Raw genomic sequence first — 13,850 nt, forward strand, 5'->3', positions numbered from 1 at the left:
GCCGGGTTCCGGCCTCGGAGGGGCGCCGCCCTGGCTTCCGCCGGGCCGCCGAGCCGCCGGGTCGGCTCCGTGCTCGGCGGACTTCGCCGGATGGGCCCCGAAGGACAGTACCGAAGTGCGGACAGGCCCTCGCAACGGCGGGCCCCGGGGTACGGCGGCGGGGATGGCGGAATAGGCAAGAAACTTTGTGGAGTTCTACATCGGCGGGGGCCTGGGGGCGAGTATCGTCAGATGGGTTCTTCCCGCCTGTGGTAGGTTAGGGCGGCTCTACGGCGTCTCGTGTGATTGGAGGTGGTCCGGGATGAATCCTGGTGATCCCAGCAGTACGTGCTCGCACACGTACACCGTGCATACCCCCGACCACTCCAATTCGGCAGCCTGATCGTGCCTCCACGCATGTGTGTTTGATTGAGGTGACTTCGTCGCGCGTGGAGCGTGCCTGGTCGGGCGGAAAGGGACTGCCATGCGCTCGTCCACCCTTTTCCGTCGCATCAACCGACACTCGTCCGTACCTACGCGTGCCAAGCATCAGCACGTGAAGCCCCCGGCACCGGTACGCGTGCCGCCGGGCGACTCCGTCGTCGAGTTCGGCGCCTACGTCCAGGGCAAGAAGATGCCCGCGCCCGGCATCGTCGAGGCGCTGGAGCTCGTACGCGAGCACAACGCGACCTCCGACGGCGCGAACGCCTTCGTCTGGGTCGGCCTGCACGAGCCCGCCGCTCCCGAGGTGGAGTGGCTGGCCGGCGTGTTCGGCCTGCACCCGCTGGCCGTCGAGGACGCGGTCAAGGCCCACCAGCGCCCCAAGGTCGAGCGGTACGGCGACTCGCTGTTCATGGTGCTCAAGACCGTCGCCTACCTCGACCACGAGCAGCCGGGCGACGGCAGCGAGATCATCGCCACCGGCGAGATCATGATGTTCCTCGGCGCGGACTTCGTGGTGACGGTGCGCCACGGCCGCCATTGTCCGCTCGGCGGGGTGCGCGAGCGCCTTGAGGACAAGCCGGAGCTGCTCAGCCGCGGCCCCTCCGGTGTGCTGCACGCGATCGCCGACCACGTGGTGGACCAGTACCTCCAGGTGGCCGACCTGATGCAGCTGGAGCTGGAGGAGGTCGAGGCGACCGTGTTCGCCGACGTCAGCTCCCGCGACATCAACCGCATCTACCAGCTCAAGCGCGAGATGCTGGAGATGAAGCGGGCGGTCACGCCGCTCCAGGCGCCGCTGCAGGCGCTGCCCCAGCGCCGCGTCATCCCGTCGGAGATGCGCGAGTACTTCCGCGACGTCGGCGACCACCTGTCCCGGGTGTGCGAGCAGGTGGAGTCGTCGAACGAGCTGTGCAACTCGATACTGCAGGCCGCGCTGGCGCGCTCCAACGCGCTCGCCAACGAGGACATGCGCAAGATCTCGTCGTGGGTGGCCATCCTGGCCGTGCCCACGATGATCGCCGGCATCTACGGCATGAACTTCGACTTCATGCCCGAGACCAACCAGGTGTGGGGTTATCCGGCGGTGCTGGGCGTCATGGTGACGGTCTGCGTGCTGCTGCACCGGGGCTTCCGTCGTAACGGCTGGCTCTGAAGCCTGAGCCACGCCCCGGTGCGGCTCACACGCCGACCGGCTTGAGCGGGCCGACCGGTTCGGGAAGCTCGAGCCCCCGCTCCCGCCACAGCTCCCGCATCCGGTCGGGGTAGTCGGTGACGATCCCGGCCGCGCCCAGATCCAGCATCCGCGCCGCCAGGGCGGTGTCGTTGACGGTCCACACCGCGACGTCGAGCCCGGCGGCCCGCGACTGCGCCATCAGCGTCTCGTCGACCATGATGTGCTCGGGCGAGAGCGTGGTGGCGCCCGCATCGCGCGCCGCCGCAGGCACATCGTCGCCGACGCCCTCGTTCCAGTGCAGGGTGTCGAGCTCGATCAGCGCGAAGCGCCGCGTGCCGGGCGCGAGCTTCTCGGCGTGCCTGATGATCCGCCAGTCGAAGCTGAGTATGGCCGCGTTGTCGAGCCTGCGGTGCCGTTCGAGCTCTTCGAGCACGAGCTCGGTGAACATGTGCGGGTCCGACGTCAGGTGCGGCCGCGTCGGGTCCGACTTCAGCTCGACGTGCACCCGTACGCCATCGGCCTCGTAGGCGTTGATCAGCCCCAGCACCGCGCCGAGCGTCGGCATGCGGGTCTCGGGCATGGGGACCTGAGTCATGGCGAACGGGTCGTTGGGGTGACGCGGCACGCGTACGCCCACGTCGAGCGTGCGCAGCTGTGCCAGCGTCAGGGAGTTGATGGGCTTGCCGACGTAGGGGTAGAGGGGATCGCCGGGATAGGCCGGACGCCGGTCGGCGCTGGTGACGGCCGACACCGTCAGGTCGTGCGTGAGCACGAGGCGGCGGTCGGCGGTGAGCGCGACATCGAGCTCCAGCGCGTGGACGCCCAGCTCCATCGTGCGGCTCATCCCGGGCAGGGTGTTCTCCGGCCAGAGGCCGCGAGCCCCCCGGTGACCATGTATCTCAACGCGCACACCCGGGACCCTACCTGGCCGGAGGCTCTTGAAGGCAGAGCCACGCCGTGTCCTTTTCATCCTGATACGCCCGGTCGGGTGAATCAGGCCAGACAATAGGCTGTTCGTCATGACGGAGGTTCTCAAGTCAGCCCATTTCCCGACAGTACGGGCGTGGGTTGACGGCTGGGTCATCTCCCGCAAAGCCCCCCGGCCCGTACGCGAACCGTGGGGCCTGCGCGTGGACGTCGGGCTGCCCGGCCACGTGGCCCGCCACATCGTCTCGGCGCCGACGCCCGAGATCCTCCGCCGCCTGACGGCCACCATCCGCACCCCGGGCACCTGGCTCAAGCTCTGCGCCCCGCCCGAGGCCGTGGCCCCGCTGCTGCCCGAGCCCTGGGCCGTACAGGACCCGGAGTTCATGATGACCGCCCGCCTGGTCCGCGACCCCGTGCCCGCGCCCGACGGCTACACGCTGGCCGTCACCACCCGCGCCGGCGTCACCGTCGCCAGGGTGCTGACCGCGGCGGGCGAGGTCGCGGCGCGCGGCCAGTTCGCCATCGCGGGCGAGACCGCCGTCATCGACCAGGTGGAGACCGCCGCGAACCACCGCCGCCGCGGCCTCGGCACCGTCGTGATGAAGACGATCGCGACCGCGGCCACCTCGATGGGCGCCACCAACGGCGTCCTGGTGGCCACCGCCCAGGGGCGCGCGCTCTACTCCACGCTCGGGTGGACCCTGCACACCCCCATGACGGCGGCCGTCCTCACGGGGTAGCGGCTCAGACCAGCGGGCGCACCACGATCGTCTGGTCGCGGCCGGGGCCCACGCCGATGGCCGAGATCGGCGCGCCGCTCATCTCCTCGATGGCGCGCACGTACGCCTGCGCGTTCGGCGGCAGGTCCTCGAACGACTTGGCGCTGGAGATGTCCTCCTGCCAGCCGGGCAGCTCCTCGTAGACCGGCACCGCGTGGTGGAAGTCGGTCTGCGTCATCGGGATCTCCTCGTGCCGCACGCCGTCCACGTCGTACGCCACGCACACCGGGATCCGCTCAAGCCCCGACAGCACGTCCAGCTTGGTCAGGAAGTAGTCGGTGATGCCGTTGATCCGGGTCGCGTACCGGGCGATCACCGCGTCGAACCAGCCGCAGCGGCGGTTGCGGCCGGTGGTCACGCCGTACTCGCCGCCGGTCGTGCGCAGCCACTCGCCCATCTCGTCCTCCAGCTCCGTCGGGAACGGGCCGGAGCCGACGCGCGTGGTGTACGCCTTCAGAATGCCGATGATCTTCGTCAGCCGGTTCGGCGGGATGCCCGCACCCGCGCACGCACCACCCGAGGTGGGCGAGGAGGAGGTGACGAACGGGTACGTGCCGTGGTCGATGTCCAGCAGCGTGCCCTGACCGCCCTCCAGCAGCACGAACTTGTCCTCGTCCAGCGCCTTCGACAGCACCAGCGAGGTGTCGGCGATGTGCGGCTTGAGCCGCTCGGCGTAGGCGAGGTACTCGTCCAGCACCGCCGCCGGGTCGATGCCGCGGCGGTTGTAGACCTTGGTCAGCACCTGGTTCTTCTCGGTCAGCGCGACCTCGATCTTCTTCGCCAGGATGCCCGGGTCGAGCAGGTCCTGGACGCGCACGCCCATCCGGGCGATCTTGTCGCCGTACGCGGGCCCGATGCCGCGCCCGGTGGTGCCGATCCTGGCCTTGCCCAGGTAGCGCTCGGTCACCTTGTCCAGGGCCTTGTGGTGCGGCATGATCAGGTGCGCGTTCGCCGAGATCAGCAGCCGCTCGGCGGAGATGCCCCGCTCGGCCAGCCCGTCGATCTCGCCGAGCAGCACACCCGGGTCTATCACCACGCCGTTGCCGATCACCGGTACGACGTCCGGTGACAGAATCCCCGTGGGGAGCAGGTGCAGCGCGTACTTCTGATCACCGATGACCACGGTGTGACCCGCGTTGTTGCCCCCCTGATAGCGGACGACATAGTCGACGTCGCCACCGAGCAGGTCGGTGGCCTTGCCCTTGCCCTCATCGCCCCATTGGGCACCCACGAGTACGGCAGCCGGCATGGTTCAGTCTCCCGAGCACAAAACGAAAACCCCTGGCGCAAGCGCGACAGGGGCTCTTGCGTAGAGAGACTACCCGAACGTGCCTATTCGTCCCAAGGGTCAGCCCTTGGTCAGCGCGTCGTATCCGCTCTCCGTGCTGTCCTTGAGGAACTGCAGGCAGCGTTCGGCCTCGTCCTTCTCGCCGATCGCCTGAGCGGCGCGGTGCAGCGCGTACAGGCAGCGCAGGAAGCCGCGGTTGGGCTCATGCTCCCAGGGGATCGGGCCGTGTCCCTTCCAGCCGTTACGGCGCAACTGGTCGAGCCCGCGATGGTAGCCCGTACGGGCGAAGGCGTAGGAGGTCACGGCGTGGCCCTGGGCGAAGTATTCCTCCGCCAGCGCGGCCCACGCAGCCGGGTAGGCGGGGAAACGCGCGGCCACGTCGGCCGCCTTGGCACCGGATTCCAGTGCCTGCCTGGCCTCGGGCAGGTCCGGCAGCTTGGTCGGGGGCGGCCCGGCGAGAAGGTTTTCCATAGGACAAGTCATACCCGCAGGGCCGCCCACATGACTAGGAGATCTTCGTCCCAGCGCTCTTGAGGTGCTGGCACGCCTCGACCACGCGGGCGGCCATGCCGGCCTCGGCGGCCTTGCCGTACGAGCGGGGGTCGTAGGTCTTCTTGTTGCCGACCTCGCCGTCCACCTTCAGCACGCCGTCGTAGTTGCGGAACATGTGGTCGGCGATCGGGCGGGTGAAGGCGTACTGGGTGTCGGTGTCGACGTTCATCTTCACCACGCCGTACGAGATGGCCTCGTGGATCTCCTCCAGCAGCGAGCCGGAGCCGCCGTGGAAGACCAGGTCGAACGGCTTCTCCTTGCCGTACTTGGCGCCCACCGCCTCCTGGATCTCCTTCAGCACGCTCGGCCGCAGCTTGACGTGGCCCGGCTTGTAGACGCCGTGCACGTTGCCGAACGTGGCCGCCAGCATGTAGCGGCCCTTCTCGCCCAGGCCGACGGCCTCGGCGGTGGCCAGCGCGTCCTCGGGAGTGGTGTAGAGCTTCTCGTTGATCTCGCCGACGATGCCGTCCTCCTCACCGCCGACGACGCCGATCTCCATCTCCATGATCACGCGCGCCTTGGCGCACTTGTCCAGGAGCTCCTTGGCGATCTCCAGGTTCTCCTCGAGCGGTACGGCCGAGCCGTCCCACATGTGCGACTGGAACAGCGGGTCGAGACCCTTGTTGACCCGCTCGATCGAGATGTCGAGCAGCGGCCGCATGTAGCCGTCGAGCTTGTCCTTCGGGCAGTGGTCGGTGTGCAGCGCCACCGTGACCGGGTACTTCGCGGCCACCACCCGGGCGTACTCCGCGAGCGCCGTCGCGCCCGTGACCATGTCCTTGACCGTGCTGCCCGAGAGGTACTCGGCGCCGCCCGTGGAGACCTGGATGATGCCGTCACTCTCGGCCTCGGCGAAGCCACGCAGGGCGGCGTTCAGCGTCTGGGAGGAGGTGACGTTGATCGCCGGGTAGGCGAATCCGCCGGCCTTGGCCCGGTCGAGCATCTCAGCGTAGACCTCTGGAGTCGCAATAGGCATGATTCATCTCCCTGAGAAGTTGCGGCTTCGCGCCAGGGCCCAGTATCCCGGCTCACTACCCGCTGTGGTAGAGACAACGCGCGCTTCATGGTCTGTAGTGGAGACAACACGTCTTTGACGGCAGATGACGGGGACAGCATCCTTGAAGGTCATCTGCCGCATCCCGGCTACAGGTAGGCTCTCCGCCGTGGACTGGCTCTTGAATCTCCTTGACCCGACATGGTGGCTGACCATTCTGGGCGCTTTCGCCACCATCGGCGTTCTCGCCATCATCTTCGCCGAAACGGGTCTGCTCCTAGGGTTCTTCCTGCCCGGCGACTCGCTCCTGGTGGCCGCGGGGATTTTCAGCTCGGCCTCGGTCGCGCAGGGCATGGGCATCGAACCGCTCTCCTTCCCCGTCCTGGTGATCGGCACACCGCTGTGCGCCATCGCGGGCGCTCAGCTCGGACATTTCCTCGGCATGCGTTTCGGCCGCAAGATGTTCGACAAACCCGATTCCCGGCTGTTCAAGCGCGAACACGTCGTCAGGGCCGAGGAGTTCTTCGAGAAGTTCGGTCCCGCCAGGGCGGTGATTCTGGCGAGGTTCGTGCCGATCGTCCGCACGTTCATGAATCCCGTCGCCGGCGTGCTGCAGATGAGCAGCAAGCGATTCTTCATCTGGAACGTCGTCGGCGGCGTCATCTGGGTCGAGGGCCTCATCCTGCTCGGCAACTTCCTCGGCGCCCAGGTCGATCCCAAGCAGATCGACAAGTACATCCTGCCGGGCGTCTTCCTGATCGTGTTCATCTCGCTGATCCCGATCATCGTCGAGGCCATCAAGCACCGCCGCGCCGGCAAGCGGCTCCCCGAGCCCAGCGGCAAGCACCACCGCGTGCCCTCGAGCTTCGACGGCCAATACTGACCGCTCGTGAGCCGGGCGGGGCGGATCGTCTCCAGGTACGCTGCCCCCTGTGGGACGCCACAGGTCTGAACCGATGGGCCTCGCCCGATTAGCGCTCCTCGTCGTGACCGCGCTGGCCGTCGTGGCACTCCTCTTCGTCGGCGGCCGCGCCCTGCTCGGCATGCTCGGCGACGCGGCCGGTGAGACCGCACGCGAACGCTCCTCCCCGGCGCCCGACGGGGGCACGGAGGCGGACACGCAGGCGGACGCAGAGACGGACGCAGAGACGGGCGCTGAGACCCCCTCTGCCAGTGCGCGGGTGCCCACCGTACGCATCGAATGCATCGCCGAGACCTGCCCCCTCGTCACAGTCCGCGTACCGGGTGGGGACGTGCTTCTGTACCGGGACATGGCGCGGGGCGAGGAGGTCAGCTACTTCGAGCCGGAGCTGGACGTGGTGCTGAGCGACGCCGCCACGGTCCGCGTCACGGAGAACGGCGAACTCCGCCCCCAGGGCGCCCCGGGCAAACGCGAAGCCTTCACCGCCACCGCCCCCGACTGACCCGAACCGCTGCGTCGGCCGCGACCTGGCGGTCTCGGCCGTTGTGCGCTCAGGTCCGAGATCGGGCCCCGGTCGGCCTCGGCAGCGGTGTGATCAGAGACCGAGATCGGCCCCGGCCGGGAGCGGTGTGCTTAGAGTCTGAGATCGGCCCTGGCCCGAAGTGGTGTGCTCAAAGTCCGAGATCGGCCAGCGTGTACGCCGAGCGGTATTCGAGCCCCTCGGCCGCGATCCGCTCGGTGGCGCCACGGTCGACGATCGTCGCGACCGCCACCACCTCGGCGCCCGCCTCACGCAGCGCTTCCACGGCCGTCAGCGGGGACGAGCCGGTGGTCGAGGTGTCCTCGACGACCAGCACCCGCCGTCCCTTGACCTCGGGCCCCTCGATGCGCTTCTGCAGGCCGTGCGCCTTCTGCGCCTTGCGCACCACGAACGCGTCGAGCGTACGGCCCCGCGCCGCCGCCGCGTGCAGCATCGCGACCGCCACAGGATCGGCCCCCATCGTGAGCCCGCCGACGGCGTCGTAGTCGAGGTCGCCGGTCAGGTCGAGCATCACGCGGCCGACGATCGGCGCCGCCACGCCGTCGAGCGTGATGCGCCGCAGGTCGAGGTAGAAGTCGGCCTCCTTGCCCGAGGACAGGATGACCTTGCCGTGCACGATGGCCTTCTTCGTGATCTCGGCCAGGAGGGTGTCGCGATCCGTCATGCGTCCAAGCTTAGGCTCCTGATCAAAACGGCCCTCCGCCGGTACGCCGCAGGCGCACCGCCCCCTGCTTCCGCCTGCTCGCCCCCGGTCGGTGACGCCCTCACGCCGCAGGCGCGGATCGCCCGCCCTCGCGGGTGCCCGCCGCCCGCACTCGCTGAGGTGCGCCGCCCGCGTTACGTGCCGCCCGTGCTGCGCGCCACTGCGCTTCGCGGTGGCCCGCTGCTCGCGCTTCTCGCCTTGCTCGGGCAATGGCCCTCGCACTTACCGGTGCCGCACAGCCACGCCTCACCTGCGCCTTCCGCTCACGTTGGCTGGTGTGCGCGGTGGGCGTGCGGTGGGGCGGCTTGTGTCAGCTCGTGTCGGTTCGTGGCGGCTGGCGTGCGCTGCGGGGGCGCGGCTCGCTTGTTCGCGCCGAGGCACGCGCGGCCGCCACGCTGCCTTGCTCGTCGGCGCACGTCCTCGCCACGGCGTGCGCCGGTGTTCGTGCTCGCCGGCGCATGCCCTCGCCACGGCGTGCGCCGGTGCTCGTGCTCGCCGCCCTGCCCGCGCCGCTCTCCCGTGGCCGCCGGTCCGCGGCTCGCCGATAGCAAGGCTGCGGTCGCGCGGAGTAAAGGGCCGTGCGCGGTTTAGTCAACAGGGGGAGTGCGGAATGATTGCGCGGGCAACCCCGCGTAATCGTGAGGTCACTATGGGTACCGTATCGGCACAGAGCGACGCAGAGCTCCTTCAGGCGGTCAGAGAGGGCAATGCCGCTGCTTACGGGCAGCTCTACGAGCGCCACGTGGTAGCGGCGCGTGCCATGGCCCGGCAGCTCGTCAGGAGTGCCGAGGCCGAGGACGTGGTGGCGGAGGCGTTCACGAAGATCCTCGACCTGGTGGGCAGGGGTGGCGGGCCCGACACGGCCTTCCGCACCTACCTGCTGACCGTCGTGCGCCGCACGGTCCACGACCGCTCCCGCGTGGAGAGCCGCCAGGTGAGCTCGGGCGAGATCGAGCAGTACGACCCCGGGGTGCCGTTCATCGATCCCGCGCTGGCGGGGCTGGAGAAGTCGCTGATCGCCAGGGCGTACCTGTCGCTGCCCGAACGGTGGCGGGCCGTGCTGTGGCACACGGAGGTCGAGCGGCTCAAGCCGGCGGATGTGGCGCCGCTGCTGGGCCTGTCGGCCAACGGCGTGGCGGCGCTGGCGTACCGGGCCAGGGAAGGGCTGCGGCAGGCGTACCTGCAGCTGCACCTGGGCGCGCCGCCGCAGCGCGAGTGCCGTCCTGTGCTGAGCAAGATGGGGGCGTACGTACGCGGCGGTTTGGCCAGGCGCGAGTCCAAGGCGGTGGACGAGCACGTCAAGTCGTGCGAGGAATGCAATGGGGTGCTGCTCGAGCTGACCGACGTCAACCGCGGGCTGCGCGTCATGGTGGGCCCGCTGATCGCCGGGCCGATGTTCGGCGGCTACGCGGCGGCGCTGGCCAAGGCCACGGCGACCGGCGGCGCGGGCGGTCTGCTCGGCATGCTGCGGCGGCTGCGGCGGACGCCCAGGCAGCAGCAGGCCATGATGGCGGGCGGCACGGCCGTGCTGGTGGCCACGGCGGCCGGGCTGCTGCTGGTCTCCGACGAACGTCCGCTGCAGGCCGCGCATCCGGCGGCCACGCCGGTCGCGCAGTCGCCGGTCACGCCCGATCCGGTGCCGGTGCCGGTCGATGCGCCATCCGATGCCGAGACCCCCGTGCCGGTACGGGCGCCGAGCCCGAGCGAGGCGCCGGCCAGGGTGCCGCCGCCCGTCAAGACGGCCAAGCCCGGCCCCGCCCGGCTGCGGGTCACGATCGAGCCGCTGGGCGCGCTCGTCCGGGCCGAGACCGGCCTGATCGCGCTGCGCCTGCGCAACTACGGCGGTTCCGCGAGCGCGAGCCTGTCCGCCGACGTACGCCTGCCCTCCGGCGTGACCCTCATCCCCGCCCCGGTGGCCCGCCCCGGCTTCGCGGTCCCGGCGGCTCACCCCTTCACGGGCTCCTCCGGTCGGCCGGCGTCGGGAGTTCCGTCTGCTCAGGGGGCCGCTGTCACGGCTCGTGGCGGGGGTGGTGCGGCGGTTGCTGAGGCGGTCGAGCGGGCGGCCGGGCGGAGGTCCGATGAGGCGGCCGGGGCAAAGTCCGACGGGTCCTCCGGTCCGAAGAGCACGATGGACGGGTGGACCTGCCGGCCGTCCTCCGGCGGGGCCACGTGCACGAGGAGGCCGCTGGCGGCGGGGCAGGGGACGGCGGTGTTCCTGCGGGTCCTGGTGGCCGAGAGCGCGCCCGAGGGCGGTGGCCCCTCGGTCCGGGTCGCGGCCGGGTCGCTGCGTGTGCGGGCTAAGGCCAAGCACGGCGTACGCGCGTCCGGCGCGCCCGCCAGGTTCGCCACCGACGGCCCTGTGACGGTACGCGCGATCGGCAACACCCTGCTGACCTGCCCGCGCGAGGTCGCGAGCTGCGCCGAGGCACGCAGGCGGGCGGGCGCCCAGCGCGACAACGACCTGTGGCCGATGATGGCGCTCGATCTCGACGACCGTTCCGAGACCAAGTCATCAAGCGGCGCGAAGCTGACGCTGCCGAAGGGCGGCAAGGTGGTGTGGGCGGGCCTGTACTGGTCGGCGACCGGCGACGAGGCAGGCCCGATCAAGCTGCGGCCCCCGGGGCGGCGGCGCTACGTGACGGTCAAGCCCGCCGACGTGGCGGTGCGCGAGCTGCCGCTCGGCCCGGTCTACCAGGCGTTCGCCGACGTCACCCACCTGGTCGGCAAGAGCGGCACCTACTGGGCGGGCGACGCCCCCATGGAGGAGGGCCCCGCCCGCCACGCGGGTTGGAGCCTGGTGATGATCGTCAGCGACCCGGACGAGCCGTACGGCCAGGCCATGGTGCTCGACACCGCCACCGTGATCGGCGGCGCGTCACGGCGCGTACGCTTCCCGCTCGGCGGACTCACGCCCGCCGCCGCGCCGGCCAGGGCGGAGCTGGTCACCTGGGAGGGCGACGTGGACCTGCGGGGCGACAAGGTCTCGCTGGGCACGGGCGCGCTGACCCCGGTGGGCGGCGACCGCGACCGCTCGAACGTCTTCGACGGCTCATCGCGCGGCGTGCCGGAGCTGACGTTCGGGGTGGACGTCGACACGGTCACCGCCGAGCTGGGCGCCGATCCCGGGCTGACGATCGTCACGGACAAGGACGTGGTGCTGTTCGGAGTGGCCGCGGTGAGCGTACGGGCGAGGCAGTGACCGTGAACGGGACAAACTGGTACGGTTCGGCTGATTGCTCTGGTGAGACGGCGAGTGCTATTCGAATCGTGGTGATTAAGCCTCGCGCGATCACCTGCTTTCATTACCCTGAGAGAGGGCCGCCGAGTCCGGTCTCTGACGGTGCAGAGCCAGCAAGGTCGGACCACCAGGAAAGGGGCGGTGTCAGTGGATCGCTGCGCGCTGTTCGTGGACGCTGGCTATCTGCTGGCTGATGGCGCGATGGCCGTGCACGGCACGCGTCATCGTGAAGCGGTCGCCTGGGATTACCCAGGGCTGCTCCAGCTGATGACCAGTCTGTCGCGTGAGCGCACCGGCCTGCCGCTGCTGCGCTGCTACTGGTACGAGGCGACGGTCGAAGGCCGCCGCACTCCAGAGCACGACGCGCTGGCCGACATCCCCGGGCTTAAGCTGCGGCTGTCGCGCATCAGGCCGGGCCGTCGCGAGGGCGTGGACGCCCAGGTCCATCGCGACCTGATGACGCTCGCCCGCAACAACGCCATCTGCGACGCGGTCGTGGTGAGCGGCGATGAGGACCTGGCGCAGGTCGTGTGCGACGCCCAGGACCTCGGCATCAGGGTCACCGTCATCCACATCGCCGCCGAGGGCGGCTGGGCCGTCTCGCGCTCGCTGCGCCAGGAGTGCGACGACCTCGTGGAGCTGGGAGCGGTCCATCTGCGGCCGTACGTCACGCTCGTCTCCGGTGCCACCGAGGCGTCCAACGGCCACCAGCCGCTCAGCAACGGGCAGGCCGCCCACTCGCTGCCGCCCGCCCAACCGGCTCAGGCCCAGGCTCAGCCCCACCCCGCTCAGCCGGCGCAGCAGCCGTCGCTGCCGGCGTCGTCCTCGCTGCCGCCCATGCCGCAGGCCCCGCAGCCCCAGCAGTCCCAGCAGTCCCAGCAGGGCCAGCAGTCCCAGCAGGGCCAGCAGCTTCAGCAGGGTCAGCAGCCTCAGCAGGCCCAGCAGCTTCAGCAGGGTCAGCAGCCTCAGCAGACGCCGCAGCCCACCGGCAGCCACGCCGCGGGATCGCAGTCGGGCTCCTCGTCCACCGGCAGCCACGCGGCCTCCAACGGGCCGTCGTCGGGCCAGCAGCAGTCGCAGCCCGTGCTGCCGGCGTACGCGAACTATCAGCCCGAGCAGCCGGCGCAGACGCCGCCGCCCGCGCCCGCCAACCCGACCGCCACCGCGCCGGTCCAGGCGCAGCCGCAGTCGTCGCAGAGCGGCAACGGCAGCACCGGCCAGTTCCCGGCCCAGCCGAGCACCTCCTACCAGCAACAGCAGCCGGCGCAGTCGAGCGGCTCCTACCAGCAACAGCAGCCCGCCCAGTCGAACAGCACCTACCAGCCCGCGCAGCTCGGCCCCTACACCGGGCCGCAGCCCGCCCCGATCAACCCGCCCCCCGCCGCCACGGCCGGTGCCACCACGCTGGCCGACGCCGTCAAGTCCGCGCACCGGGAGGGCCACGACTTCGGCGAGTCCGTCGCCCGCGACGCGCCCGCACTCTGGCTGGAGGCCGTGCTGGCACGCAAGCCCCGCATGCCCTCCGACCTGGAGGCCCGCCTGCTCCAGGGCTCGTCGCTGCCGATCGACTTCCTGCTGCACGACGAGGTACGCCACGCCCTGCGGCGCGGCTTCTGGGACGCTTTGGAACGCGCCCGCCACTGACCCTTTCCGGCCAGGGCCGTGGCGAGCGGTGGAGGTCAGGAGAGGGCGTCGAAGCCCGCGCGCAGCCGGGCGACGCGGTCGGCGAGATCGGCGAGCGGCACCGCCAGCGCCGGGTCCTGAGACTTGCGGGCCAGCTCGCGCACCCTGGCCAGCTCGTCCTCGACGGCCGTCAGCCGCCGCGACAGCTCGGGCAGCACCGACGCCTGGTCGCCCGCGCCGGGCGGCAGCTCGCCGCTGAGCCGGTCGCGCAGCATGCTGGCCTGCTCGGCGAGCCGCTTGTTCATGTTGTACAGCTCGGTGAACACCGACACCTTCGCCCGCAGCACCCACGGGTCGAAGGGCTTGGTGAGGTAGTCGACGGCGCCCGCCGCGTAGCCGCGGAAGGCGTAGTCGGGCGCGCTGTCGACCACGGTCAGGAAGATGATCGGGATGTTGCGGGTACGCTCGCGCCGCTTGATGTGGGCGGCCGTCTCGAAGCCATCCATGCCGGGCATGCGAACGTCCAGCAGGATCAGCGCGAACTCGGTGTTGAGCAGCGCTTTCAGCGCCTCCTCGCCCGATCTGGCGCGTACCGGCACCAGGTCGAGCGAGCTGAGGATGGCCTCAAGGGCGATCAGGTTCTCCTCGCGGTCATCGACGAGGAGGATCTTGGCACGCTCCGGCAT

Annotated in this window: 12 protein-coding genes; 6 read left to right on the top strand and 6 right to left on the bottom strand. The window is 70.5% G+C overall.

Annotated features, from left to right (window positions below; genetic code table 11):
• The first annotated feature begins 535 nt into the window (after positions 1-535).
• Entirely contained in the window at positions 536-1,576 is a 1,041-nt protein-coding gene (gene corA / locus AB0K67_RS20010; RefSeq protein ID WP_364061893.1) for a magnesium/cobalt transporter CorA, read from the top strand.
• Between the two features lie 25 nt (positions 1,577-1,601).
• On the opposite strand, the gene AB0K67_RS20015 is transcribed toward corA, so the two are convergent.
• The gene (locus tag AB0K67_RS20015; RefSeq protein WP_364061896.1) at positions 1,602-2,567 is read right to left on the bottom strand and encodes a glycerophosphodiester phosphodiesterase family protein; all 966 of its coding nucleotides are present in this window, start codon (positions 2,565-2,567) and stop codon (positions 1,602-1,604) included.
• A gap of 49 nt (positions 2,568-2,616) precedes the next feature.
• Between AB0K67_RS20015 and AB0K67_RS20020 the strand changes: the two genes are divergently transcribed.
• Positions 2,617-3,264, top strand: coding sequence for a GNAT family N-acetyltransferase (locus tag AB0K67_RS20020; RefSeq protein WP_364061899.1), 648 nt, complete (start codon positions 2,617-2,619; stop codon positions 3,262-3,264).
• A 4-nt stretch (positions 3,265-3,268) separates the two neighbouring features.
• Here AB0K67_RS20020 and AB0K67_RS20025 read toward each other — a convergent pair whose 3' ends face one another.
• From AB0K67_RS20025 to fbaA, 3 genes are all read right to left on the bottom strand, one after another.
• Positions 3,269-4,552, bottom strand: coding sequence for an adenylosuccinate synthase (locus tag AB0K67_RS20025; protein ID WP_364061902.1), 1,284 nt, complete (start codon positions 4,550-4,552; stop codon positions 3,269-3,271).
• Positions 4,553-4,651: 99 nt separating this feature from the next.
• A complete protein-coding gene (locus AB0K67_RS20030) occupies positions 4,652-5,062 on the bottom strand; it encodes a DUF3151 domain-containing protein (protein ID WP_364061905.1) in 411 nt (136 codons plus the stop codon).
• 34 nt (positions 5,063-5,096) lie between these two features.
• Entirely contained in the window at positions 5,097-6,119 is a 1,023-nt protein-coding gene (gene fbaA / locus AB0K67_RS20035; protein WP_364061908.1) for a class II fructose-bisphosphate aldolase, read from the bottom strand.
• Between the two features lie 187 nt (positions 6,120-6,306).
• On the opposite strand from fbaA, the gene AB0K67_RS20040 reads away from it, so the two are divergent.
• Complete coding sequence (locus AB0K67_RS20040) at positions 6,307-7,020, top strand: DedA family protein (protein WP_364061911.1); 714 nt, start codon at positions 6,307-6,309, stop codon at positions 7,018-7,020.
• Positions 7,021-7,093: 73 nt separating this feature from the next.
• On the top strand, positions 7,094-7,561 hold the full coding sequence (locus tag AB0K67_RS20045; RefSeq protein ID WP_364061914.1) for a hypothetical protein: 468 nt from the start codon (positions 7,094-7,096) through the stop codon (positions 7,559-7,561).
• A gap of 169 nt (positions 7,562-7,730) precedes the next feature.
• On the opposite strand, the gene pyrE is transcribed toward AB0K67_RS20045, so the two are convergent.
• Positions 7,731-8,264: an orotate phosphoribosyltransferase gene (gene pyrE, locus AB0K67_RS20050; RefSeq protein WP_364061917.1), complete on the bottom strand. Its 534-nt coding sequence runs from the start codon at positions 8,262-8,264 to the stop codon at positions 7,731-7,733.
• A gap of 688 nt (positions 8,265-8,952) precedes the next feature.
• Between pyrE and AB0K67_RS20055 the strand changes: the two genes are divergently transcribed.
• Both AB0K67_RS20055 and AB0K67_RS20060 read left to right on the top strand, forming a co-directional pair.
• On the top strand, positions 8,953-11,502 hold the full coding sequence (locus AB0K67_RS20055; protein WP_364061920.1) for a sigma-70 family RNA polymerase sigma factor: 2,550 nt from the start codon (positions 8,953-8,955) through the stop codon (positions 11,500-11,502).
• Positions 11,503-11,682: 180 nt separating this feature from the next.
• Positions 11,683-13,185: an NYN domain-containing protein gene (locus AB0K67_RS20060; RefSeq protein ID WP_364061923.1), complete on the top strand. Its 1,503-nt coding sequence runs from the start codon at positions 11,683-11,685 to the stop codon at positions 13,183-13,185.
• Between the two features lie 35 nt (positions 13,186-13,220).
• Here AB0K67_RS20060 and AB0K67_RS20065 read toward each other — a convergent pair whose 3' ends face one another.
• The gene (locus AB0K67_RS20065; RefSeq protein WP_364061926.1) at positions 13,221-13,850 is read right to left on the bottom strand and encodes a response regulator; all 630 of its coding nucleotides are present in this window, start codon (positions 13,848-13,850) and stop codon (positions 13,221-13,223) included.

Origin of the sequence: Nonomuraea sp. NPDC052634 (assembly GCF_040678535.1) — a bacterium.
Taxonomy (GTDB): domain Bacteria; phylum Actinomycetota; class Actinomycetes; order Streptosporangiales; family Streptosporangiaceae; genus Nonomuraea; species Nonomuraea fastidiosa.

Bases quoted from the DNA above. Each gene is read 5' to 3' on its own strand.
- AB0K67_RS20025 (WP_364061902.1), bottom strand. From the start codon at position 4,552: ATGCCGGCTGCCGTACTCGTGGGTGCCCAATGGGGCGATGAGGGCAAG.
- AB0K67_RS20055 (WP_364061920.1), top strand. From the start codon at position 8,953: ATGGGTACCGTATCGGCACAGAGCGACGCAGAGCTCCTTCAGGCGGTC.
- AB0K67_RS20020 (WP_364061899.1), top strand. From the start codon at position 2,617: ATGACGGAGGTTCTCAAGTCAGCCCATTTCCCGACAGTACGGGCGTGG.
- pyrE (WP_364061917.1), bottom strand. From the start codon at position 8,264: ATGACGGATCGCGACACCCTCCTGGCCGAGATCACGAAGAAGGCCATC.
- fbaA (WP_364061908.1), bottom strand. From the start codon at position 6,119: ATGCCTATTGCGACTCCAGAGGTCTACGCTGAGATGCTCGACCGGGCC.
- AB0K67_RS20065 (WP_364061926.1), bottom strand. From the start codon at position 13,850: ATGCCGGAGCGTGCCAAGATCCTCCTCGTCGATGACCGCGAGGAGAAC.
- AB0K67_RS20030 (WP_364061905.1), bottom strand. From the start codon at position 5,062: ATGGAAAACCTTCTCGCCGGGCCGCCCCCGACCAAGCTGCCGGACCTG.
- AB0K67_RS20045 (WP_364061914.1), top strand. From the start codon at position 7,094: ATGGGCCTCGCCCGATTAGCGCTCCTCGTCGTGACCGCGCTGGCCGTC.
- AB0K67_RS20015 (WP_364061896.1), bottom strand. From the start codon at position 2,567: ATGAAAAGGACACGGCGTGGCTCTGCCTTCAAGAGCCTCCGGCCAGGT.